The sequence below is a fragment of the Streptomyces sp. NPDC020731 genome (assembly GCF_044334705.1).
In the GTDB taxonomy this organism is placed as follows: domain Bacteria; phylum Actinomycetota; class Actinomycetes; order Streptomycetales; family Streptomycetaceae; genus Streptomyces.
The window spans coordinates 168,300-189,766 of record NZ_JBIRTN010000012.1; the positions used below are offsets into that span (position 1 = coordinate 168,300).

The window sequence follows — 21,467 nt, forward strand, 5'->3', positions numbered from 1 at the left end:
GCGGGCGGTGACGCGGTCGTGGGTGGTGTCGGATGAGGCACCGGATGCAGGTGCTGCTCCAGATCATGCTGGCGCTGATTGCCTGCTTACTCGGCATCACCACCAACTACGCCACCAGCACCGACGAGGCGCCGTGGGCGCTGCAGGTCATTCAGCGGTTCTCGGTCCCGGCGATCGGGCTGCTGGTGGTGGCCATGGTGGTCGGGCAGGTCGTGGTGTACCGGCTGGAGAATCCCGCGCCGCCGCAAGCCGACTGGCCGCGTGACCGAGTCCCGTATCCGGGCCTGGACGCGTATGACGAGGAGGAGGCGGCCGTCTACTTCGGCCGGGAGGCGCAGGCCGCCGAGTTGACGCGAAGGCTGCACGCCACCGCGACGCGCCCCGCCGACCGGTTCCTTCTGCTGGCCGGGGCGTCCGGCAGCGGGAAGTCCTCGCTCGTGCGAGCCGGGGTGTTGCCCCGGCTGCGAGAGCGCCGATGGGCTGTCATCCCGCCCTTCTCGCCCGGCCCGAATCCTCTCGGCGCTCTGGCTGCCGCCCTCACGACCGCCGCCGGAGGGCGGGAAACGGCCGGTGTCGTTCTGCGGCGGCTGCGCCAGGGGCCGGATGCCCTGCGGGCCGAGCTGACCCGGCTTCGTGGGGGGCGGTTCCGGCGGACACTCCTCGTCATCGATCAGTTCGAGGAACTTGTCACCCTCGGGGGCGAGCGGGAACGAGCCCAATTCCTCGACTCCCTGCGCACCTGCCTGGAGCAGGACCCCTCGGTCAGGGTGCTGGCCACTCTCCGCGTGGACCTTCTGGGAAAGCTCCTCGGCGCCGGTCACGCCGACCTCTTCCAACACCCCATCGCGATCGGCACCCTGAGCAGGGCCCAGCTCGCCGAGGTGGTGGAGGCGCCCGGTGCCCTGGTGGATCTCTCCTTCGCACCCGGCGTGGTCGACATGATCGTGGGTGAGACGGGTACCGACGACGCCCTCCCGCTGCTCGCCTACCTCCTCCAGGAGCTGTACTTCGCGTCCGGCCCCGGCGGAACGGTCACCGAAGAGCTGTACCAGCGGCTCGGCGGCGTACCGGGCGCGCTGGCGCGGCAGGCCGACAACACCGTGGCCGGTCTCGGTACGGGCGACACCATCGACTTCGTCCTCCGCGTGCTGCTGAAGTGCGTCACCGTGGAAGGGCAGGAGGTCGCCCGCCGCCACGTGCCGCTGTCGGACCTCACTGACAGGGAGCGGCACGTGGTGGACGCGTTCATCGACGCCCGGCTGTTGCGGTCCGACGTACGCGGGGACGCGACCACCGGCCAGGAGCCGTACGCCCAGGTGACGCACGAGGCACTGTTCCGGCAGTGGGCGCCGCTGCGGCAGGAGGTCGAGGCGCGGGCCGAGCGGCTGCGGGAGCGCGCCGAGCTGGAGCGGTGGGCCGAGGACTGGGAGCGGTCCGGGCGCAGCGCCGACTACCTCCTCACCGGTGAACGGCTCACCGTGGCCCAGCGCTGGCTCGAAGCCCTGGACGAGGCCGGGCAGGCGTCGGCGCCCGCGCGAGCGCTTGTCGAGGCTTCCCAGCGCCGGGACCTCGCTTTCCTGAGCCGTGTCTCCGACAGCATCGGCCGGCAGGTTCTCGGCAGTGCGGAGACCGAGCCCGAACGCGCCCTGCTGCTGTCGCTGGCCGCGCTCGGCGAGTGCACGCCGACACCCTCCGCGAGGCGCGGGCTGATGGCGGCCCTGGCCGCCAGCCATCCGCGCACCCGGCTCGACGGGCACACGGACACGGTCCGCGACATCGCCTGGTCGCCGGACGGGCGCCTGCTGGCGACGGCGTCCCGGGACGGTACGGCCCGCGTCTACGATGCCCGGTCGGGACGGGCCGTGCTTGTCCTGCCCTCCGACGGTGCGATGGTCGAGTCCGTCACCTGGTCACCCGACTCGGCCCAGGTGGCCACCGTCGGCCGGGACCATGTCGTACGGATCTGGGACGCCGTTTCCGGTGAGCCCGTACGGTTGCTGACCGGGGCCGGGGACATCGGCAGGCAGGTGGCCTGGTCGCCCGACGGGTCGCACATCGCCGCCACCTTCAAGGACCGAGCGGTACGTGTCTGGGAGGCCCGGACAGGCCGGCTCGTGCACGAACTGCGCGGGCACAGCGACGATGTCTGGGGCGTTGCCTGGTCGCCGGACAGCAGCCTTCTCGGCTCCGTCTCCCATGACCAGACCGTGATCGTGTGGGACCGCGCGACGGGGACGGCCACCGTGACCCTGACCGGGCACACGGACTTCGTCGAAGGCATCGCCTGGTCCCCGGACGGGCGCCGCATCGCGACCGGCTCCGGTGACCACACCGCCCGCATCTGGGACGCGGAGACGGGCGAGCTCCGTCTCCTGCTGCGCGGGCACACCGACTACGTATGGAACCTGGCCTGGTCACCGGACGGCCGGATGCTCGCCTCCGCCTCCTCCGACCGGACCGTGCGCATCGTCGACGCCGAGGATGCGAAGGTCCTGGCGGTGCTGCGCGGCCACACCGACACCGTGTGGGGAGTGACCTGGTCTCCCAACGGCACACAGCTCGCCACCGGCTCGACCGACGGCACCGGGATCGTGTGGGACCTGCGTCCGCGCGGTGCCGAGTCCATACTCGTCGACGGGCACGACGGTCCGGTGAACGAGGCCGCGTGGTCCGGGGACGACAGTCGCGTCGCCACGGCCTCCAACGACGGCACGGCTCGAGTCTGGGACGCGGAAACAGGCGCTTCCGCCGGGCCCGTCGTCTGCCTGGACGACCGGGTGTGGAGTGTGGCTTGCTCGCCGCACGGGGACCGGCTCGCGCTCAGCACCAACGACGGGCTCTTCCGGGTCGTGGACGGCACGGGCCGCACGCTTTTCGAGCGGCGCGGGGAGGTCGTCGAAGGATGTGCCTGGTCCCCGGACGGCCGACGGATTGCGACTGGTGGGCACGACGGCGCCGTCCGTGTCCTGTCGGCGCTGGACGGTACCGAACTGATGAAGTTCGAGGAGCACCAGGACTGGGCGGGCCGCGTGGCCTGGTCACCGAGCGGTCGGCTGCTCGCCAGCTGTTCCGACGACCGGACCTGCCGACTCTGGGACACCAGCGACAGTCGGCAGCTCACCGTCCTGCGCGGACACGACAACTATGTGGAGGACGCCGCCTGGTCCCCGGACGAGACGCGTGTCGCCACGGCCTCGGGGGACTGGACGGCCGCCGCGTGGGACGCGGCCACAGGCCGGCGCATCGACGTCTTGAAGGGGCACGAGGGACGTGTCCGCGCCGTCGCCTGGTCACCCGACGGCAGGTACGTCGCCACGGGGTCCGACGACCGCACCGTACGGGTGTGGTCCGCAGCCACCTTCGATGAGATCGGTGTCGTCGGCGTTCACCAGGACAAGGTGACCTCGGTGGCATGGTCCCGTGACAGCACGCGGCTGCTGACCGGGTCCGCCGACGGGACGGCCAGGGTGTGGCCCGCGGAGCCCGACTACGACCGGCTGGAGGCGGTCGCGCGGGCGCGGGTCTTCCGTACGCTCACGGAAGAGGAACGGCGGCACCACATGCTGCCGCTCGGCCGTCCGTGATCAGTAGACCTGCTCGACCGTGCGGTCGTCGGTGTGGACGAGGTAGTCGTCCGGGTTCAGGTTCATCGCCTTGCGCTCGGGCGACGACCAGTACAGCGCGTTGCGCTCCTGGAACGTCTCGGGGCCGTCGTAGGAGATCAGCCACACGAACTGATTGCGCTCCCGCTCCACCCACGCCCCACCGATGGTGAAGCCCAGTTTCAGCCGCAATGGCACGATCTCCTGCCGCCAGCGCTCGGCCCACTCGTCGAGCATGCCGTCACGAACGGTGTAGGTACGCAGCTGCGTAGTTCTGGGCATGGCGGACTTCCTTCCGCTGTTCGACCGTCGTGGCACCAGCCTAGGGAGATCAGCGGCCGTCGGGGCGCTCCAACGAACCTTTGGCCGGAGCGCGCGCACCCCGGCGTACCGCGGACGCGGTACGCCGCACCCGTGCCATACGCCTGTGGGAGGTCCCCGGGTTCGGTCTCCGGTCGACAACTCGGCGACAGGTCGACCCCGTACCGTTGACCCATGGATCTTCGACTGCCCGGATCGCGGTGGCTGCGGTCACGACGGCCGCTGTCACGGAGGCCGCGACGGGTCGTCGCCGCCGCGGCCGCCGTCGTCGTGCTCGCCGGTGCCGGCACGTGGAGTGCCGTCGCCTCCGACGCCGCGCCCGCGGTCCGCCGCGCCGACCGGGTCATGAGCGTGGGCGACGGGGTGCGGATCGACACCTCGTACTTCACCGCCGGACCCGACGGCCGCCGCCCCGCCGTCCTGCTCGGGCACGGCTTCGGCGGCAGCAAGGACGACGTGCGGGAGCAGGCCGAGGACCTCGCGCGCGACGGATACGCGGTGCTGACGTGGTCCGCGCGCGGCTTCGGCAAGTCGACCGGGGCGATCGGGCTGAACGACCCGGAGGGCGAGGTCGCCGACGTCTCCCGGCTGATCGACTGGCTGGCGGACCGGCCCGAGGTGCGGCTCGACAAGGACGGCGACCCGCGGGTCGGGATGGCGGGCGGCTCGTACGGCGGTGCCATCGCCCTGCTCGGCGCCGGGTACGACGACCGGGTCGACGCCATCGCCCCGGCGATCACCTACTTCGACCTCGCCGACGCGCTCTTCCCGAACGGTGTCTTCAAGAAGCTGTGGGCGGGCGTCTTCGTCAACTCCGGCGGCGGCTGCGAGAAGTTCGAGCCCGCGCTGTGCGAGATGTACCAGCGGGTCGCCGAGTCCGGCGTCCCGGACGCCGAGGCGCGCGAGCTGCTCGAGGCGCGCTCGCCGTCCGCCGTCGCCGAACGCATCGACGTGCCCACGCTGCTGATGCAGGGCCAGACCGATTCCCTCTTCCCGCTCGGCCAGGCCGACGCCGCCGCCAAGGCGATCCGCGCCAACGGCGCCCCGGTCGACGTCGACTGGATCGCGGGCGGTCACGACGGCGGCAATCCGGAGACGGACCGCGTGCAGCAGCGCGTACGGACCTGGTTCGACCGGTACCTGAAGGACGACAAGGCCGCCGACACCGGCCCCGCCTTCCGCGTCACCCGCACCGGAGGCGTGGACTCCACCGACGGTCAGGCCGTGCTGAACGGCGCGAGCGCCGGCACCTACCCGGGGCTGACGAACGAGGGCAGGCCCTTCCCCCTCACCGGACGTGAGCAGAGCTTCGTCAACCCGGCAGGCGCCGGCCCGCCCGCCATCTCCTCCCTGCCCGGCCTCGGCGGCTCCGGCGGACTCGCCCAGCTCTCCTCGCTCGGCGTCGGCGTCTCCCTGGACTTCCCCGGCCAGTACGCCCGCTTCGATTCCGCCCCGGTCGCCGACGACCTGCGGATCACCGGATCACCGACCGTCACCGTGCACGTCGAGTCGACCGGCGAGGACGCCGTCCTGTTCGGCAAGGTGTACGACGCCGGCCCGGACGGACGGCAGCAGGTGCTCCCCTCGCAGCTGGTCGCGCCCGTCCGCGTCGAGGACGCCAAGGCCGGCAAGGACGTGACGCTCACCCTCCCCGCCGTCGACCACGAGGTCCAGAAGGGCCACCGGCTGCGCCTCGTCCTCGCCTCCACCGACCTCGGCTACGCCTCCCCGGCCGCCCCGGCGACGTACACCGTCTCCCTGAAGAGCGACCTCACGGTGCCCACCGCCCCCGGCGTGACCACCGCCGCGGCCCCGCTGCCCGCGTGGGTGGTGTGGCTGCCGGTCGCCGGCGCCCTGATCGCCCTCGCCCTGCTGTTCACCGGCCGCCGCCGCACCACCGCACCGGCGCCCGACCCGGAACTGGCCGACGCCCCGCTCCGGATCACCGGCCTGAGCAAGCGCTACTCCCGCTCCTCGGACCGGTACGCCGTACGGGACCTGTCCTTCCGGGTGGAGAAGGGGCAGGTGCTCGGCCTCCTCGGCCCGAACGGCGCGGGCAAGACGACCACCCTGCGCATGCTGATGGGCCTCATCAGGCCCGACGGCGGCGAGATCCGCGTCTTCGGCCACGCCATCCGCCCCGGCGCCCCGGTGCTCTCCCGGGTCGGCGCCTTCGTCGAGGGCGCGGGCTTCCTGCCGCATCTGTCCGGCCGGGAGAACCTGGAGCTGTACTGGCGGGCCACGGGGCGCCCCCGGGAGGACGCCCGCATGGAGGAGGCCCTGGAGATCGCGGGCCTCGGTGACGCGCTCGCCCGCGCGGTGCGCACCTACTCCCAGGGCATGCGCCAGCGCCTGGCCATCGCCCAGGCCATGCTGGGCCTGCCGGACCTGCTCATCCTCGACGAACCGACCAACGGACTCGACCCGCCGCAGATCCGCGAGATGCGCGAGGTGATGATCCGGTACGCGGCTGCCGGGCGCACGGTGATCGTCTCCAGCCATCTGCTGTCGGAGGTGGAGCAGTCCTGCACCCACCTCGTGGTGATGGACCGCGGGCGGCTCGTCCAGGCCGGTCCGGTGCAGGAGATCGTCGGCTCCGGCGACACCCTGCTCGTGGGGACGCAGGAGCCCGTGGACGAGCCGGTCGCCGAGAAGATCGCCGCACTGCCGGGCGTCGCCTCCGCCGTCCGCACCGACGAGGGGCTGCTGGTCCGGCTCGACGCCGACGGCACCGCCCCGCGCCTGGTCGCCGAACTGGTCCGGCTGGAGGTGCCCGTGGCGTCGGTGGGCCCGCACCGCCGCCTCGAAGACGCCTTCCTCACCCTGATCGGAGGTTCCGCATGAGCACGCTCACCGAGCGGGACGAGCGAGCCGAGCCGGCTGCGCAGCCCGGACCCGCAGAGGTCGCCACCGGCTACCGCGCGGGCCGCACCCTGCCGCTGCGGGTGGAGCTGGTCCGCCAGCTCAAGCGTCGCCGCACCCTGGTGATGGGCGCGATCCTCGCCGTCCTGCCGTTCGTACTGGTGGTCGCCTTCGCGATCGGCGGCGAACCGGACGGCCGGGGCAACCGCGTCAACCTGATGGACACGGCCACGGCGTCCGGCGCCAACTTCGCCGCCGTGAACCTGTTCGTGTCCGCGGGCTTCCTGCTGGTCATCCCGGTCGCCCTGTTCTGCGGGGACACGGTCGCCTCGGAGGCCGGCTGGTCCTCCCTGCGCTATCTGCTCGCCGCGCCGGTGCCCCGGATGCGGCTGCTGTGGTCCAAACTGATCGTCGGACTGGGGCTGAGCCTGGCCGCGATGGTGCTGCTGCCGGTGGTGGCGCTCGCCGTCGGCACGGCAGCCTACGGCTGGGGGTCGCTGCAGATCCCCACCGGCGGTGCGCTCGACCCGGGCACGGCGGCGCAGCGGCTCGTGGTGGTCGTGGCGTACCTGTTCGTGTCGCAGCTGGTCACCGCCGGGCTCGCGTTCTGGCTGTCCACCCGCACCGACGCCCCGCTGGGCGCGGTCGGCGGCGCGGTCGGCCTGACCATCGTCGGCAACGTCCTGGACGCCGTCACCGCCCTCGGCGACTGGCGGCACTTCCTGCCCGCGCACTGGCAGTTCGCCTGGGCGGACGCCGTCCAGCCGAACCCGGAGTGGTCCGGCATGATCCAGGGCGCGTCGGTGTCCGTGACGTACGCGTTGGTGCTGTTCGCGCTGGCGTTCCGGGGGTTCGTCCGCAAGGACGTGGTGTCCTGACGCCCCGGACCGCGCACCCGTCCGCGCGGGCCAACCGGGTGAACCTGCGCAACCGATTCCGCCGAGTCGGGTTGATGAAGGAGTAGGCCATGCGGCAGCGGAGGGCCAGAACGCGTGGCCGCTCCCATTTCTTCAAGCAGGAAGACAACCACATTGCGACAGACCCTGAGCAGGGGAGTGTTCGTGGCGGCCGCCGCCGCCACCGGCATTCTGTCCCTGTACGGAACCCCCGCCCTCGCCGACTCGTACGCGGTGGGCAGTGCCGAGGACTCTCCCGGTGTGCTGTCCGGGAACAACGTGCAGGCACCGGTCCACGCGCCGGTGAACGCGTGCGGCAATGGCGTGCACGTGATCGGAGCGTTCAACGAGGCGGCCGACAACACGTGCGTCAACGGCTCCCACACGTCCGAGGACGGCAAGCACGGTGACTCCGACGGCGGCGCGCACGCGGTGGGCGGCACCAAGGGCTCGCCCGGGCTGGCGTCCGGGAACAACGTGCAGGCACCGGTCCACGCGCCGGTGAACGCGTGCGGCAACGGCGTGCACGTGGCCGGGGCGTTCAACGAGGCGGCCGACAACACGTGCGTCAACGGCTCCCACGGCCGGACGGAGAAGTCCGCGGACGGCTCGCACGAGGAGACCTCGCACGGTGACTCCTCCTACGGCGACTCCTCGCACAAGGACTCCTCCTACGGCGACTCCTCCTACGGCGACTCCGGTGGCGCGCACGCGGTGGGCACCGCCAAGAACTCGCCCGGTCTGCTGTCCGGGAACAACGTGCAGGTGCCCGTCCACCTGCCGGTGAACGCGTGCGGCAACGACGTCCGCGTCATCTCGCTGTTCGACGACGCCTACGGCAACACCTGCGTCAACCACGGCGGGTACGGCGGTTACGGCGAGGAGGACGAGCCCGAGAAGGAGACGCCGGCTCCGCCCACCAAGGTCAAGACGCCTCCCACGTACGAGGTCGAGAAGCCCCCGGCCGAGGAGGAGGAAGTGCCCGGCAACCCGCCCCACCTGGCCGAGACCGGCAGTGACGGCGTGATCGCCGCCTCGGCGGCCGGCGCCGTCCTGATCACCGGAGGCGCGATGCTCTACCGCCGAGGCCGCCTCGCCTCCCGCCGCTGAGGCGCTGAGGCGCTGAGGCGTCGGCTGCCGGGCCCGCCCCACCCGGCAGCCGTACCCGTACAGCGACGCGTCCCCCGGACCGACCCGGTCCGGGGGACGCGTCATCGTCGGTGCCCGTCAGCCGCTCACCGGCGACGGCGCCCCGCTGCGGCTGCCGCCGCCCGGGACGGGAACCGTCCCGCGCACCGGCGTCGACCTCAGCCGTCGGCGCACCCCCTGGACCAGCGTCGACGCCGTGAACGTCGCGCCGTGCACGAAGCGCATCGCCGGGCCGAAGCCGGACGCGGTCACCAGGCCCGCCAGGAACAGTCCCCGGTGCGACGACTCGAAGCTGTGGCCGAGCGCCGGGGAACCGTCCGGCAGCGCCGCCAGCGTCCCACGCAGCTCGGCGGAGAGCAGGCCGAGCCGGTCACGGTGCGCCTTGAACCCCGTGGCGGCGATGACGTGCTCGGTCTCCAGGGAGCGCCGGGAGCCGTCACGGCCGGCCAGGTCCAGGCGCAGCCCGCCCGGCACCGCGGCGGCCGCGGTGACCTCCTGGCCCGGCAGCAGGTCCACCGCCCGCTCCACCCGGTCCCGCACCCACCACGCGCCCGCGGGCCCCAGGGCCGTGGCCGCGATCCGCGACCGGGACGTCTGCGGCAGCCGCCGGAACAGACCGGGGCGCTCGGAGTAGAACCAGTTCCGCCAGCCGGGCCCGAGACCGCTGTGCGGCGAGCGGACCGACTGCCACCACGGCCGCTCCCAGGGCGGCGGCACGTCGTTCCACCGCAGCCGCTCCGCCCGCGCCAGCACCCGTACCCGCGTGCCCTGCTCCGCGAGGAGCGCCGCGGTCTCCAGGGCCGCCTGGCCGCCACCGATCACCGTGACGTCCTTGCCCTGGAAGTGGCCCAGGTCGCTGTGGTGACTGCTGTGCGTCACCAGCGTGGGGTGCAGCCCGCGCAGGGTCGGCGGCACCTCGATGAACGGCATCACCCCGACCGCCAGCGCCACCGTCCGCGCGTGCAGCGCCTGCCCGTCCTCGGTGACCGCCGTGAAACCGTCGGGGCCGGACGACACCCGGGTGATCGTGCGCTCGTCCACCTCCGGCACGGCGTTGCGGGCGAACCACAGGCCGTACGACGCGAACGCCTCCACCGGGATCGGGTGCGCGTGACGTGCCGTCAGGCCCTGTTCGGCGCAGTACGCGTCCAGCTTCCAGCGCCCGCCCGGGTCGGACAGGTTGGACGCCCACGGCTCCGACTTCAGGAACATGCCGCCGGGCATGTGGTCCCGCCAGGACGCCATGGGCCGGCCGAACACACGCACGTTCAGCCCGGCGGCCGCGGCGTGGGACGCGATCGACAGACCGTACGGACCGGCGCCCACCACCAGGAGGTCGTACATCATCAGCTGCTCGCTTTCTCGTTGTCGGTCGGGGAGGTCGGGCAGGGCGCGGCCGCCCGGGGGACCGGGCGGGGCGCCGGCACGGAAGCCGCCGCGCCCAGCCGCTGCCGCAGCCGACCGGACACGTGGCGGGCCCACAGGGCCCACATCGCCCATCCGGGGGCGCGGTCGTCCCTGGCGTACCAGGCCAGTTCGCGTCCGCCGGACGCCGTGCGCAGCGCGGCGAACGGCGCGTAGTTCTCCACCACGAACGACCGCCCGGCCACCGGATCCCCGTCCGGCAGCGGCCGTCCGGTCAGATCCAGGTGCAGGGCGCGTACGACGTCCAGTCCCGCGCTGTCCGCGAAGAGCCGGAACTGGGCGCCGGGGCGCGGGTTGAAGTCGAGGAGGTGGTAGCGGCCGGTCGTGCCGCAACGACGGAAGTCGAGGTCGAAGACGCCGCGGTAGCCGAGTTCGCCGGTGAGCCGTTCGGCGAGCGCCCGGACCTCGGGGTTGGGCGTCCAGTGGCCCACCGCGGTCAGCCCCGCGCCGCGCGGCCAGGACAGCCGCTTGCGGCCCGGGCCGCCGGCGCGCACGGCGCCCGCGCGGTCGGCGTAGCCGTGGAAGAACCAGTCCCGGTCCTCGCCCGGCGGCAGGTACTCCTGGAGCAGCAGCGGGCTGCCCGCCTCCGCGGTGCGCGCGTGCAGCTCCCGGGCCTGCTGCGCGGTGTGCAGCAGCCGGGTGCTGCGCAGTCCGCCGCTGGCCGGCAGCAGCCAGGGCCGGCTCCACTTCGCGACCAGCGGCAGCCCGAGCCGGTGGGCGTCCTCGGCGGCCCGCCGCGGACTGTCCGGGACGAGCGTGAGCGGGTGCGGAACGTCCGCGGAGGCGCACACGGCGGCCAGTTCCGCCTTGTCGGCGACGCGTTCGGGCAGCGTGGCCGGCATCTCGGGCAGCAGGTAGGAGGGCGCGAGGTCGCCTCGCAGCCGGCCCGCGGCGATCGCGGTCGCGTCGTCCAGCGGGACCAGCACGGCCGGGCGCCCCACCCGGCCGGCCACCCGGCGCAGCACGGCGAGGATCTGCTCCGCGGATGCTCCCGGTGGCGGCGGGGAATGCATGCTGTGGACATAACGCGAGCGACGGACGGGACTTCCCGTGGAATCGGCGACGACATGCACCTCCACTCCCGCCCTGCCGAGCGACCGCACGGCCCCCAGCGTTCCGTGGTGAAAGGGGTTCCGGTCGGTCCGCAGCAGTACGGCGGGGACTCGGGTGTCGAGCAGCGACACGAATACTCACTTTCCTCTGGTACCGGCTCACCCGCACGGGTCAGCCCGGCACTCGAAAGCCGCAGTGACATTGGCGTCGTCGTATGTCTTGTGCCTGAATTCATATGACTGTTCGTCAAGGTCGGTTGATTCAGGCAGAAGGCGGACGCGAGTGAGAAGAGGAGCAGCCAATGGCCCCACAGCACAGGCGGGTCCGGTCCCGCGCGATGGCCGTGGGCGCGGCGGCGGTCGTCGTGGCCGCCGCCCTGGCGGCCGGACCCACGACGGAGCCGGCGCCGACCGACGATTCCCGTCCGGCGGCGCCGGCCCCGGACGAGCCCGTGGCTGTTCCCACGACCCCCGAGGTCCCGAAGGCCCCCGCAGCCCCGGCAGCCGGCCTCCCGTCGGTCCCCGCGCCGGTCCTGCCGGTGCCGCTCCGCAAGGTCCCGGCCTTCGGCGCCTTCCTCGCCTCCGACGCGCGCGGAGTGGCCCGCATGGAGCAGCTCAGCCGCTGGCTGGGCGGTGCCGAGCTGCGCGTCGGCCACACCTACCTGCCCGGCAACCGCTGGAGCGACATCGAGGGGGACATCGGCTTCCTCGAGTCGTGGGCGCGCTGGCGCAACGCCGAGGACGACCGGATGCTCGTCCTCAACGTCCCCCTGCAGGAGCGCAACGAGGAGGGCGTCTCCGATCACGAGGTCCGGCAGCTGCTGCGGCGGGGCGCGGCCGGGGAGTTCGACCATCACTTCCGTGCCCTCGCCGAGCGGCTGGTCGAGCTGAAGGTGCCGGACACGGTCCTGGTGCTCGGCTGGGAGATGAACGGCGTCACCTACACCCACCGCTGCGGTCCCGACCCGGAATCCTGGAAGAAGTACTGGAACCGGATCGTGAAGACCATGCGCGCGGTGCCGGGCCAGGAATTCCGGTTCGACTTCACACCGAGCCGCGGCCGGGACGCCGTTCCCTGGACCCAGTGCTACCCCGGGGACGACACGGTCGACATCGTCGGAATGGATTCCTACGACCAGCCGGCCGGGCGCTCCTTCGACGAACAGGTGAAGGAGCCGTACGGACTCCAGGCGCACGTCGATTTCGCGAAGGCCCACGGAAAGCCGATCTCGTACCCCGAATGGGGGCTTTTCCGCAACGGCGACAATCCCGAGTACATGCGGCGCATGCTCGCGTGGATCGACCGGCACGAACCGCTCTACAACACGCTGACCGACTACTGCCCGCACGGGGTGTGGCAGTGCGACGACAACCCGGACTCCTCCCGCGTCTACAAGAGCGTTCTCTACGGCCGCACGCACGAGGGGGAGCCGGACACCACCCCGCAGACCCCGCAGACCCCGGCACCCACTCCCGCGCCGACCACACCCGACGCGCCGCTGCCGCCGGAGAACTGCTCGCCGCTGGACCTGGGCCGGTGGGTGGAGTACTGGCTCGGCGGAAAACTCTGCCTCCGCTTCGACTGGTGGTCGCGCACCCCCTAGGGCCGCCCCGGCCGCGTCACCGCTGCACATCGGCGGCGGTGGCCGGGCCGGGTACCGAGGCGGCGGGGGCGGGGTCGTCGCCCCGGCCGGTCCGTCTCGGCCGGGCGAGCAGCACCAGGCCGCCCAGCAGGCCGCCCGCGCTCGCCCCCACCAGCGCGGTCACCTCCGACGACGCGGACGACGGCTTGCCCGGCCGCACCGCGCGCGAGAACTGCACGAGCCGGACCTGGGTGCTGCCCTTGGTGTCCTCGGCGTGCCGGGTCAGCGCGCGCGAGACCGCGTTGGCCATGTCGACGGCCAGCCCGGGCTGCGCGGAGGTGGCCGTGACGGCGACCATCGGCGCGTCCGGCGAGGTCGCCGTGCGGACGCTGTCCCGCAGGGTGCGCACCGGCACCCCGGCCCACACCTGCGCGTCGCCGAGCACCGCGAGCTGGGTGGCGACCCGGCCGTACGCCTGCGCGAAACCGCGGGCCGCGTCCGGGGTCGCCTTGTCGGTCGGTACGGCGACGACGTAACTGGTGGCCGTGTACGCCGGGGGCGTGAGCAGGCCGTACGCGCCGCCGAGCAGACTGCCGAGGAGCGTGCCTGCCACCAGCGCGGACCAGGCCGGCAGCTTTCTGACACGGTCCAGGGGCGGACGGCGCCGACGGGTCGGGGTGTCGGTCATGACGGGCTTGCTCCCTCGAAGGTGCGGCGGAGGCTTACGGTGCGGCGGAGGCTTACGGTGCGGCGGGCGGCGACGAACCGGCGACGGCCGTCGTGTACACGTCCATGAGGCGGGCTGTGCTGCGGGTGATGCTGTAGTGGTGCGCGGCCCGGCCGGCCGTGCGCGGTCCGGGGCCCGCCGTACGGACCTCGGTGATCGCGCGGGCGTACGCACCGGGGCCGCCACGCACCCGCCGGGCGCCGGCGCCGGTCCCGGGCGGCAGGTCCTCGATCGCCGGACAGGAGGCGTAGAGCACGGGCAGGCCCGACGCCAGCGCCTCCACGGCCGCGAGACCGAAGGCCTCCTCCGCGGACGGGGAGGCGAACAGGTCCATCGCCGAGACCAGCGAGGGCAGGTCGGGGCCGGGGGTGCCGTCGGGGACGCCGGGACGCTCGCCGGTGAACAGGACCCGCCCCGCCACCCCGGCCTCGCGGGCGGTGCGGCGCAGCACGTGCTCCTCGGGGCCGCCGCCCACCAGCAGCAGCCAGTGGTCCTCCGGCAGCAGGGCGAGCGCGCGGACGAGGACGTCGAACCGCTTGCCCCGGGTGAGCCGGCCGACGCCGCCGACGACGAACGCGCCCCGAGGCAGGCCGAGGCGCCGACGGGTGTGCTCCCGTCGCTGCGGGTCGAAGCGGAAACGGTCCAGGTCGACGCCGTTGGGGACGACCTCGATGCGGGGGGCGGGCACGCCCCAGCGCTTCAGCCGGTCGGCCACCGTCGGGGAGACGGCGACCGTCGCCGACCCGAGCCGCTCGCTCGCCAGATACAGCGCGCGCACCCCCGCCGTCAGTCTGCGGCCCTCCATCTGGGTGTCGCCCAGGGAGTGTTCGGTCGCCACGACCGCGCGGACCCCGGCGACCCGGGCGGCGAGCCGGCCGTAGACACAGGCCCGGTACAGATGTGTGTGCACGAGGTCGTAGCCGCCGGCGCGGATCACCCGGACCAGGCGAGGGAGCGCGGCCAGGTCGCGGTTGCCGCCCATGCCCAGGTGCACGACCCGCACGCCGTCGGCGCCGAGCCCTTCGGCGACCGCGCCGGGGTTGGTGAGCGTCACCACGTCGCAGTCGACCGGCAGATGACGCAGCAGCAGCCGCAACTGCTGCTCGGCACCGCCGACACCGAGCCCGGTGATGATGTGCAGCGCCCTCATCACACGCCCTCCACCGGGCGCCGGCGCAGCCGGTGCAGCCGGAGCTTGAGATGCAGGCGCCACGCCGTGTCGTTCTGCCCGACGTGCGCCCGCGGCAGGGCGTGCGGGCCGGTCAGCGGGCCGGGGTCGATGGCGCAGGCGTAGGCGTAGCCCGCTTTCCGTACGGCCTCGACGGCGCGCGCGTCGACCGTGCCGTACGGGTAGCAGAACCCGGCGGCCGGGGTGCCGGTCAGCTCCTCCAGCCGGGCGCGGCTCCCGGCGACCTCCGCGGTGAGCGTGGCCTCGTCCACGCGGGTCAGGTCGACGTGGGTGAGGCCGTGGGAGCCGATCTCCACGCCCCCGTCGGCGGCGCGCCGGATGCCGTCCGCGGTCAGCAGCGGCTTGCGCGGGCCGAGCGGGTCCCAGGCGTTGTCGCCGCCGAGCCGGCCCGGCAGGACGAAGAGGGTGGCGCCGCAGCGGAAGCGGTGCAGCAGCGGCAGGGCGCCGGTGAGGAAGTCGGTGTAGCCGTCGTCGAAGGTGAGGCCGACCAGGCCCCGGCCCTCGCCACGGGCGCGCGCGGCGAGGAGTTCGGCGACGGACACACCGCGCAGCCCTCGTCGGCACAGCCAGGCCAGCTGCCGCCCGAGCCGCTCGGGGGTGACGGTGATGCGGTACGGGTCGTCCGAGCAGTCGCCCACCGAGTGGTACATCGCCACCCAGGGGACGGGGCCCGGACGGGGCGCGGAGGGTCTGCCGGTGGCGACGGAATCAACGGGTGCGGCCATGTGTGAGCCTTCGTGTGACGGTGCGTACGGAGCGCAGTGCGGATGCGGATACGGAGCGCCGGGTGACCGGGACGGACAGGGCGAGCGGCGCGAAGACGGCGGCCACGGCCGGACAGCCGGCCGCGAGAGCGGCCACCGGGGACTCGAAGCGGCTCGCGGCGAACGCCCCGGCGGCGACGGCGAGGACCGAGGCGAGCACGGGCCGGCTCAGCCGGCCCAGGACCTCGCGGACGCCGATCGAGACGCCGGCCGTGTCGCCGTGGCGGGCCGTGCGCAGGCCGGTCAGCAGCAGTACGGCCGTGACGGTGATGCCGAAGGCGTTGGCGGCGGCGATCCCCGCCACCCCCCAGCGGCTCACGGTCGCGGCGCCGATCAGCGACGTGGCGGCGATGCCGGCCGCCATCACGCCGAGGGGGTACCAGCTGGGGCGGCCCGTCGAGAAGTAGCAGCGGACGAGGGCGCCCACGAGTGTCTGGCCGAGCAGACCGAGGGCGTACACGCGCATGACGTTCGCCGTCGCGGCGGTGTCGGCCGCGGTGAACGCCCCGCGCTGGAAGAGCAGTTCGATCATCTGCGGGGCGCAGGCGATCACCGCGCACATGCCCGCAAGCACCACACAGGACGCCAGCACCAGATCCCGTTCCACCCGGGCGCGGGCCCGGCGGGTGTCGCCGTCGGCGAGCGCCCGCGCCACCACGGGGAAGGTGACGGTGCACACCATCAGCGACAGCGTCATCGGGATCTGGGCGACCTTCTGCGCGTAGTTGAGGTGCGAGATGGACCCGGCGGGCAGGGAGGACGCCAGGAAGCGTTCGACGAGGACCTGCGACTGGCGGCACAGCGCGAACAGCAGCACGGCGGCGATCAGGGCGAGGCGCACCGTCCCCTCCTCGGCCGCCGGCCCGGTCGCGGCCGGCTCGGGAGCGGGAGCGGGAGTACGCGACGTCAGCTGCCGCCACAGGGACGGCAGTTGCACCGCCACCATCAGACAGCCGCCCACCGCGACCCCGACGGCCGCCGAGCGCACCCCCCACTCCCCGCCGAGCAGGAACATCGTCGCCACGATGCCGGTGTTGTACGCGACGTAGATCGCCGCCGGCGCGAAGAAACGGCGGTGCGCCCGCAGTGCGGCGCTGCAGTACCCGGCGAGCCCGAAGGCCAGCAGGCTGAGCGCGGTGAGCCGGGTGCAGTCGACGGCGAGGCGGGGATCGGGCAGACCGGGCGCCAGGGCGCGGACCAGGTACGGGGCCCCGGCGGCGACCAGCGCGGTCACCGCGGCGAAGGCCAGGCACAGCCGCGGCAGGGTGGCCCTGACCAGATCGCGCACCGGGTCGCCGGGCGCGCCCCGGGCCCGTCGCGCCAGCGCCATGCTGAACGCCGGGATCAGCGCGATCGCCAGTCCGTCCTCGATCAGCAGCGTCGCGGCGATCTCCGGCACGGCCCATGCGACCAGGAAGGCGTCCGTGTCGCTCCCGGCCCCGAACAGCCGCGCCAGCGACTGGTCCCGCACCAGCCCGAGCAACGACCCGGCGATGGACAGCACCGCCGTCCCCAGCGCGGCCCGGGCGAGGAACCTCCGGGACACCGCGCCCGACTCACCACCGTCCCCGCCCGGCCGGCCGGCACCCGCCACGGGCGGCACGCCCACCCCGTCACCGACCGTGCCGGACGCGGAGCCGCCGGTCGTCGTGCGTGTGCCGGTCGTGGGTCCGGCGGGCCCGGCGGGTCCGGTGGGTCCGGGGTCCGTGGGCCGGGGCCCGCCCGTCGTGGGGGTCTCCGTCGCGGGCCGGTCGGAGGCGGGGCCGCCGGTCCGGGATCCGCCCGCTTCGGGACCGCCGGTCTTGAGCCCGCCGGACTCGGGCCCGGCGGCGCCGGAACCGGGAGTCTGTGAAGGCAGCATCGTCATCGGGCCGCGGCCTCCTCGAGGCGGGCGGGCGCTCCGTCCCGCGGGGCGGCGTCCGCCCGGTCGTCACAGGACAGGGCCCACCACGCCGTCAGGCCCAGGGCCATGCCCGTCAGGACCGTCGAGGGGCCGCCGATGTCGCCGTAGAAGAAGTCGGTGAGCTGCCAGAGCAGGAGGCCGACGGCGACGAGCGCGCAGTCGAAGCCGGGGCCGCGGCGGCGGGCCCGCAGCAGGCGCCGCAGCGCGCACACCAGCAGCGCCAGCCAGCCCCCGGCGAGCGCCAGCAGCCCGATCAGGCCCTGCTCGCTCAGCACCAGCAGGTACATGCTGTGCGGCGACAGCAGCGCCTGCTTGTGGTACTCCTCGCCCGCGCCCTCGATGTCGCTGCCCGAGGACAGCGCCAGGGTGGCGTGCCCGTCGCGGTACTCGGGGAAGCTCTTCAGCCCCACGCCGGTCCACGGGTGTTCGCGCCACATGCCGGTCGCCGCCGCCCACAGGGTGTACCGGTCGACGACGGACTGGTCGGGCGTGTCGGTGACCTCCGTGATGCTGTCGATCCGCTCCTGCAGCATCGCCGTACCGACCCCGAACCCGCCCATCAGGACGACACCCGCCGCGACCACGGCCGCCACCACCTTCAACGCGCGCCGCAGCCCCGCCAGCGCCAGCTGCACCGCGCACGTCAGCGCGGTCGCGATCCAGGCGCCCCGGCTGAAGGACAGCGCCAGCGGCAGCACCAGGGCCAGGGCGCACCCGGCGGCGGCCGTCCGCTGCCACACCGGGGCCCGCCCCAGCGCGATCCCCGCCGCGCACACCACGCCCAGCGACACCGCCGTCGCCATGCCCATCACGTCCTGTGCCCCGAAGGTGCCGACCGCGCGGACGGTCTCGCCCTGGTACGAGGCGCCGGTCCCGGTGACGTACTGGTGCACCCCGACGGCCCCCTGCCACAGGGCGAGCCCCACGAACGACCAGGCCAGCGCCCGGAAGCCGGCCCGGTCACGGAGCAGCACCAGGACGGCGGCCGGGACGAGCACGAAGATCTGCAGATAGCGGCACAGGCCGTCGAACGCAGCCTGGGGCGAGGCCGCCCCCATCGCGGCGAGCGCCAGCCCCACGACCGGCAGCCCCAGCACCACGGCCGCGCGGGGCGACAGCGGACGCCGCCGTTCCCGCAGCAGCCGGATCACGCAGTACCCGACCACCAGCGCGGACACCACGTCGGCGGGCCCCGCGCCGTCCCCCGTCGGCGGCAGGCCCGCCAGGGCGACCACCGCCACCAGCGGCAGGGCCGGCACCAGGGCGGCGGCCCGGCGGGTCAGCGGGACGAGGGCGTGACTCACGTGGCGTCAGCTCCCCGTCGGGCGGACCAGCGTGGCCGCGGTGCGCAGCAGGATGCAGACGTCCCGCCACAACGACCAGTCGTCGATGTAGGCGTTGTCGAACCGGCAGCGGTCCTCGATCGAGGTGTCGCCGCGCAGCCCGTGGATCTGCGCCAGACCGGTGATGCCGGTACGCATCCGGTGCCGGGCCGCGTAACCGGGATACGTCTGGCTGAACTGCGCGACGAAGTAAGGCCGTTCGGGCCGGGGGCCGACCAGGCTCATGTCGCCGCGGAGCACGTTCCACAGCTGGAGCAGCTCATCGAGCGAGGTGCGCCGCAGCATGCGGCAGAACCAGCGCATCTCGTGCTCGCCCGCCACGCTCCACCGGGTCGCCGACTCGTGCTCGTCGACCGGGCGGTGGGTGCGGAACTTCAGCAGCGTGAACGGCTCCCCGTTCCGGCCGATGCGCTCCTGCCGGAACACCACCCCCGGCCCGTCACAGAGCCGCAGCGTCACGGCGCACACCAGCAGCAGCGGGCCGGCCAGCAGCAACAGCGTCCCCGAGACCAGGATGTCGAGCATTCGCTTGCCGGGGCCGCCGCCGTGCGCCGGGGCGAGGTCCAGCCGCCGGCAGGGGAATCCGGCCAGCCGCTCCCGCGTCGGGCACGGCGCCGGGTCGGCGTCGACCTCCCAGACCGCGCAGCCCGACTCGGCCAGCGCCCGCAGCAGCGGCCCCTGTTCGGCCCGTGCCGAGGGATGGACGGCGAGCACCGCCCGCACCCCGTTCTGGATGACCGCCCGCTCGACCTCCTCGTCCGTGCGCAGCACCGGCACGCCCTCGACGCCGTCCGGCTGCCCGGAGACGATCCCCACCGGCCGCACCCCGCAGCGGGGGTGGCGCAGCACGGCGGCGGCCACGCGCTGCGCGGTCGCGACCGGCCCGACGACGAGCGCGGCGTGCGGGTGGCGCAGCAGCACGGCCCGCCGCCGCCCGTGCACGGCCGCGCGCAGCGCACAGGCCGCCGCCGCCTGTACGGCCAGTGCGGTCAGCACGGTGCCGGCGGACAGCGCGTGCTCCGGCCGGTACGCGGCCCACAGCGCCGCGCCGGCCGGCCAGGCCACCGCGACACGGCCGCACACGGCGGGCAGTTCCTCCAGCAGCCCCGGCACCGGTGGCCGGGTGTCACGCGGGCGCAGCAGCAGCGACACCGCGATCAGCAGGGCGACGAGCAGCGGATGGCGCTGGGCCCCGGGCAGCACCAGCGCGGCGGGCAGGACGGCGGCGCCGTCCGCGACGAGCAGCGGCAGCACCGAGGCCGCCCGGGGCGGCGCGCCCGGCAGCCGGGGGCCGGTGTCGGTGCCGCGCGGCGGCATGACGGAGACGGGCGAGAAGGATCCGTGCTCCCGCGGCGGTACGCCGGGGGAGGGCACGGTGCGTTCGGCGGTCACGAGTGGATGGACTCCCTGTGCTCGGAGGGCTCGACGGGCGATGCCGTCCGGTCGGCCTCGGCGTCCCCGGCCGCCCGGCACGGGCGTGTCCCTGTCGCGGCGGGCCGGGTGCCGAGCAGGTCGTGGTAGACGTCGGTGACCGCCCGCGCGGTGTGCCGCACGTCGTGGAGGGACAGCACGTGCCGGCGGCCCCGGTCGCCGAGGGACGCGCGCAGCGCCGGGTCGAGCAGCAGTCCGCCGACCGCCCCCGCCAGGGCCCGGGGGTCCTCCGCCGGCACCACGCACGGGGCGGCGAAGGACGGCGGCAGGCTCTCGCGGGCGCCGTCGACGTCCGTGACGACCACGGGCCGCCCGCAGGCCATCGCCTCCAGCGGGGCCAGCGCCATGCCCTCCCAGCGGGACGGCAGGACGACGAGGTCGGCGGCCTGGTACCAGGGGGAGGCGTCCGCGACGGCCCCCGCGAACAGCACGGACCCGGGTGCGACCGCGCGCAGCCGGTCATGGTCCGGCCCGTCGCCGACCAGTACGAGACGGGCGTCGGGCACCCGGCGCAGTACGGCGTTCCAGGCCCGCAGCAGGACGTCCTGCCCCTTCTGCCGGCACAGCCGGCCCACACACACGGCGAGCGGCGCCTCGGCGCGCAGCCCGGCCAGCGGCGCGAGCCCGGCCCGTACGGGTCCTGCGGGCACCGGGCGGAAACGGTCGGGGTCGATGCCGTTGGGTACGACGGTCCAGCGGCCGGTGATCCCGGCGTGCACGCCGGTGGCGCGTTCCGCCTCGCTCACGCACACCACCCGCGCGGCCCAGCGTGCCGCCCACCGCTCCCAGCGCAGCGCGAGGGCCGCCGTGCTCCCGCCCACCGCCTCGAACGACCAGGCGTGCGGCTGGAACACCGTGGGGATGCGCCCGCGCACCGCGAGCCGCCCGGCGAGCCCGGCCTTCGCGCTGTGCGCGTGCACCAGATCGGGGCGCACCTCGTCGATCAGCCGGGCCAGCTGCCGTACCTCCCGCGCCAGCGAGGCGCCCGGCGAACGCGTCGCCCTCCAGTGCCGTACGTGCGCGCCGAGCGACCGCAGCTGGCCGGTGAGCGCGCTGTCGGGGCAGACCGCGGTGACGTCCAGGCCGTCCGCGAGCTGGGCCCGCACCAGGTCCGTCACGACACGCGCCACTCCGCCGTCCACCGGCTGGGTGAGGTGCAGGACCCGCGGCCGCCGGCCGACGGCCGACGGGTCCACGGGCATGTTCTCCTCGCTCCCGAA

Annotated in this window: 15 protein-coding genes; 5 read left to right on the top strand and 10 right to left on the bottom strand. The window is 74.3% G+C overall.

Annotated features, from left to right (window positions below; translation table 11 throughout):
• Positions 1 to 44 precede the first annotated feature (44 nt).
• A complete protein-coding gene (locus ACH4VX_RS20280) occupies positions 45 to 3,584 on the top strand; it encodes an AAA family ATPase (RefSeq protein ID WP_398368780.1) in 3,540 nt (1,179 codons plus the stop codon).
• Here ACH4VX_RS20280 and ACH4VX_RS20285 read toward each other — a convergent pair whose 3' ends face one another.
• On the bottom strand, positions 3,585 to 3,884 hold the full coding sequence (locus tag ACH4VX_RS20285; RefSeq protein ID WP_398368781.1) for an NIPSNAP family protein: 300 nt from the start codon (positions 3,882 to 3,884) through the stop codon (positions 3,585 to 3,587).
• 213 nt (positions 3,885 to 4,097) lie between these two features.
• On the opposite strand from ACH4VX_RS20285, the gene ACH4VX_RS20290 reads away from it, so the two are divergent.
• The 3 genes from ACH4VX_RS20290 to ACH4VX_RS20300 all read left to right on the top strand — a co-directional run bounded on the left by ACH4VX_RS20290 (position 4,098) and on the right by ACH4VX_RS20300 (position 8,791).
• Positions 4,098 to 6,767: an alpha/beta fold hydrolase gene (locus ACH4VX_RS20290; protein ID WP_398368782.1), complete on the top strand. Its 2,670-nt coding sequence runs from the start codon at positions 4,098 to 4,100 to the stop codon at positions 6,765 to 6,767.
• A complete protein-coding gene (locus ACH4VX_RS20295; protein ID WP_398368783.1) occupies positions 6,764 to 7,663 on the top strand; it encodes an ABC transporter permease in 900 nt (299 codons plus the stop codon). Before ACH4VX_RS20290 ends, ACH4VX_RS20295 begins: the two co-directional genes overlap by 4 nt.
• A gap of 153 nt (positions 7,664 to 7,816) precedes the next feature.
• A complete protein-coding gene (locus tag ACH4VX_RS20300) occupies positions 7,817 to 8,791 on the top strand; it encodes a chaplin family protein (RefSeq protein WP_398368784.1) in 975 nt (324 codons plus the stop codon).
• Between the two features lie 117 nt (positions 8,792 to 8,908).
• On the opposite strand, the gene ACH4VX_RS20305 is transcribed toward ACH4VX_RS20300, so the two are convergent.
• Positions 8,909 to 10,174, bottom strand: coding sequence for an NAD(P)-binding domain-containing protein (locus ACH4VX_RS20305; RefSeq protein ID WP_398368904.1), 1,266 nt, complete (start codon positions 10,172 to 10,174; stop codon positions 8,909 to 8,911).
• Positions 10,175 to 10,176: 2 nt separating this feature from the next.
• The gene (locus ACH4VX_RS20310; protein ID WP_398368785.1) at positions 10,177 to 11,439 is read right to left on the bottom strand and encodes an ATP-grasp domain-containing protein; all 1,263 of its coding nucleotides are present in this window, start codon (positions 11,437 to 11,439) and stop codon (positions 10,177 to 10,179) included.
• 170 nt (positions 11,440 to 11,609) lie between these two features.
• Between ACH4VX_RS20310 and ACH4VX_RS20315 the strand changes: the two genes are divergently transcribed.
• Positions 11,610 to 12,911, top strand: coding sequence for a glycoside hydrolase family 26 protein (locus ACH4VX_RS20315; RefSeq protein ID WP_398368786.1), 1,302 nt, complete (start codon positions 11,610 to 11,612; stop codon positions 12,909 to 12,911).
• 16 nt (positions 12,912 to 12,927) lie between these two features.
• Here ACH4VX_RS20315 and ACH4VX_RS20320 read toward each other — a convergent pair whose 3' ends face one another.
• From ACH4VX_RS20320 to ACH4VX_RS20350, 7 genes are read right to left on the bottom strand one after another with little or no spacing between them, the layout of a single operon-like run.
• Positions 12,928 to 13,578 (bottom strand): lipopolysaccharide biosynthesis protein, encoded by a 651-nt coding sequence (locus tag ACH4VX_RS20320; RefSeq protein WP_398368787.1) that lies wholly within the window; start codon positions 13,576 to 13,578, stop codon positions 12,928 to 12,930.
• Positions 13,579 to 13,630: 52 nt separating this feature from the next.
• Entirely contained in the window at positions 13,631 to 14,767 is a 1,137-nt protein-coding gene (locus ACH4VX_RS20325) for a glycosyltransferase (protein ID WP_398368788.1), read from the bottom strand.
• Positions 14,767 to 15,531, bottom strand: coding sequence for a polysaccharide deacetylase family protein (locus ACH4VX_RS20330; RefSeq protein WP_398368789.1), 765 nt, complete (start codon positions 15,529 to 15,531; stop codon positions 14,767 to 14,769). Before ACH4VX_RS20330 ends, ACH4VX_RS20325 begins: the two co-directional genes overlap by 1 nt.
• Positions 15,515 to 17,437: a murein biosynthesis integral membrane protein MurJ gene (murJ, locus tag ACH4VX_RS20335; RefSeq protein WP_398368790.1), complete on the bottom strand. Its 1,923-nt coding sequence runs from the start codon at positions 17,435 to 17,437 to the stop codon at positions 15,515 to 15,517. The genes ACH4VX_RS20330 and murJ overlap by 17 nt, the downstream gene beginning before the upstream one ends.
• A complete protein-coding gene (locus tag ACH4VX_RS20340) occupies positions 17,434 to 18,777 on the bottom strand; it encodes an O-antigen ligase family protein (protein ID WP_398368791.1) in 1,344 nt (447 codons plus the stop codon). The genes murJ and ACH4VX_RS20340 overlap by 4 nt, the downstream gene beginning before the upstream one ends.
• A 6-nt stretch (positions 18,778 to 18,783) precedes the next feature.
• On the bottom strand, positions 18,784 to 20,208 hold the full coding sequence (locus ACH4VX_RS20345) for an exopolysaccharide biosynthesis polyprenyl glycosylphosphotransferase (RefSeq protein WP_398368792.1): 1,425 nt from the start codon (positions 20,206 to 20,208) through the stop codon (positions 18,784 to 18,786).
• Positions 20,205 to 21,449 carry a glycosyltransferase gene (locus ACH4VX_RS20350; protein ID WP_398368906.1) on the bottom strand — a complete coding sequence of 415 codons (1,245 nt, stop codon included), beginning with the start codon at positions 21,447 to 21,449 and terminating at the stop codon, positions 20,205 to 20,207. Before ACH4VX_RS20350 ends, ACH4VX_RS20345 begins: the two co-directional genes overlap by 4 nt.
• Positions 21,450 to 21,467: the final 18 nt, after the last annotated feature.

What these genes read in the sequence shown, in the direction of transcription:
- ACH4VX_RS20280 (WP_398368780.1), top strand. Translation starts at nt 45, where the DNA reads ATGCAGGTGCTGCTCCAGATCATGCTGGCGCTGATTGCCTGCTTACTC.
- ACH4VX_RS20285 (WP_398368781.1), bottom strand. Translation starts at nt 3,884, where the DNA reads ATGCCCAGAACTACGCAGCTGCGTACCTACACCGTTCGTGACGGCATG.
- ACH4VX_RS20290 (WP_398368782.1), top strand. Translation starts at nt 4,098, where the DNA reads ATGGATCTTCGACTGCCCGGATCGCGGTGGCTGCGGTCACGACGGCCG.
- ACH4VX_RS20295 (WP_398368783.1), top strand. Translation starts at nt 6,764, where the DNA reads ATGAGCACGCTCACCGAGCGGGACGAGCGAGCCGAGCCGGCTGCGCAG.
- ACH4VX_RS20305 (WP_398368904.1), bottom strand. Translation starts at nt 10,174, where the DNA reads ATGTACGACCTCCTGGTGGTGGGCGCCGGTCCGTACGGTCTGTCGATC.
- ACH4VX_RS20315 (WP_398368786.1), top strand. Translation starts at nt 11,610, where the DNA reads ATGGCCCCACAGCACAGGCGGGTCCGGTCCCGCGCGATGGCCGTGGGC.
- ACH4VX_RS20320 (WP_398368787.1), bottom strand. Translation starts at nt 13,578, where the DNA reads ATGACCGACACCCCGACCCGTCGGCGCCGTCCGCCCCTGGACCGTGTC.
- ACH4VX_RS20325 (WP_398368788.1), bottom strand. Translation starts at nt 14,767, where the DNA reads ATGAGGGCGCTGCACATCATCACCGGGCTCGGTGTCGGCGGTGCCGAG.
- ACH4VX_RS20330 (WP_398368789.1), bottom strand. Translation starts at nt 15,531, where the DNA reads ATGGCCGCACCCGTTGATTCCGTCGCCACCGGCAGACCCTCCGCGCCC.
- murJ (WP_398368790.1), bottom strand. Translation starts at nt 17,437, where the DNA reads ATGACGATGCTGCCTTCACAGACTCCCGGTTCCGGCGCCGCCGGGCCC.
- ACH4VX_RS20350 (WP_398368906.1), bottom strand. Translation starts at nt 21,449, where the DNA reads ATGCCCGTGGACCCGTCGGCCGTCGGCCGGCGGCCGCGGGTCCTGCAC.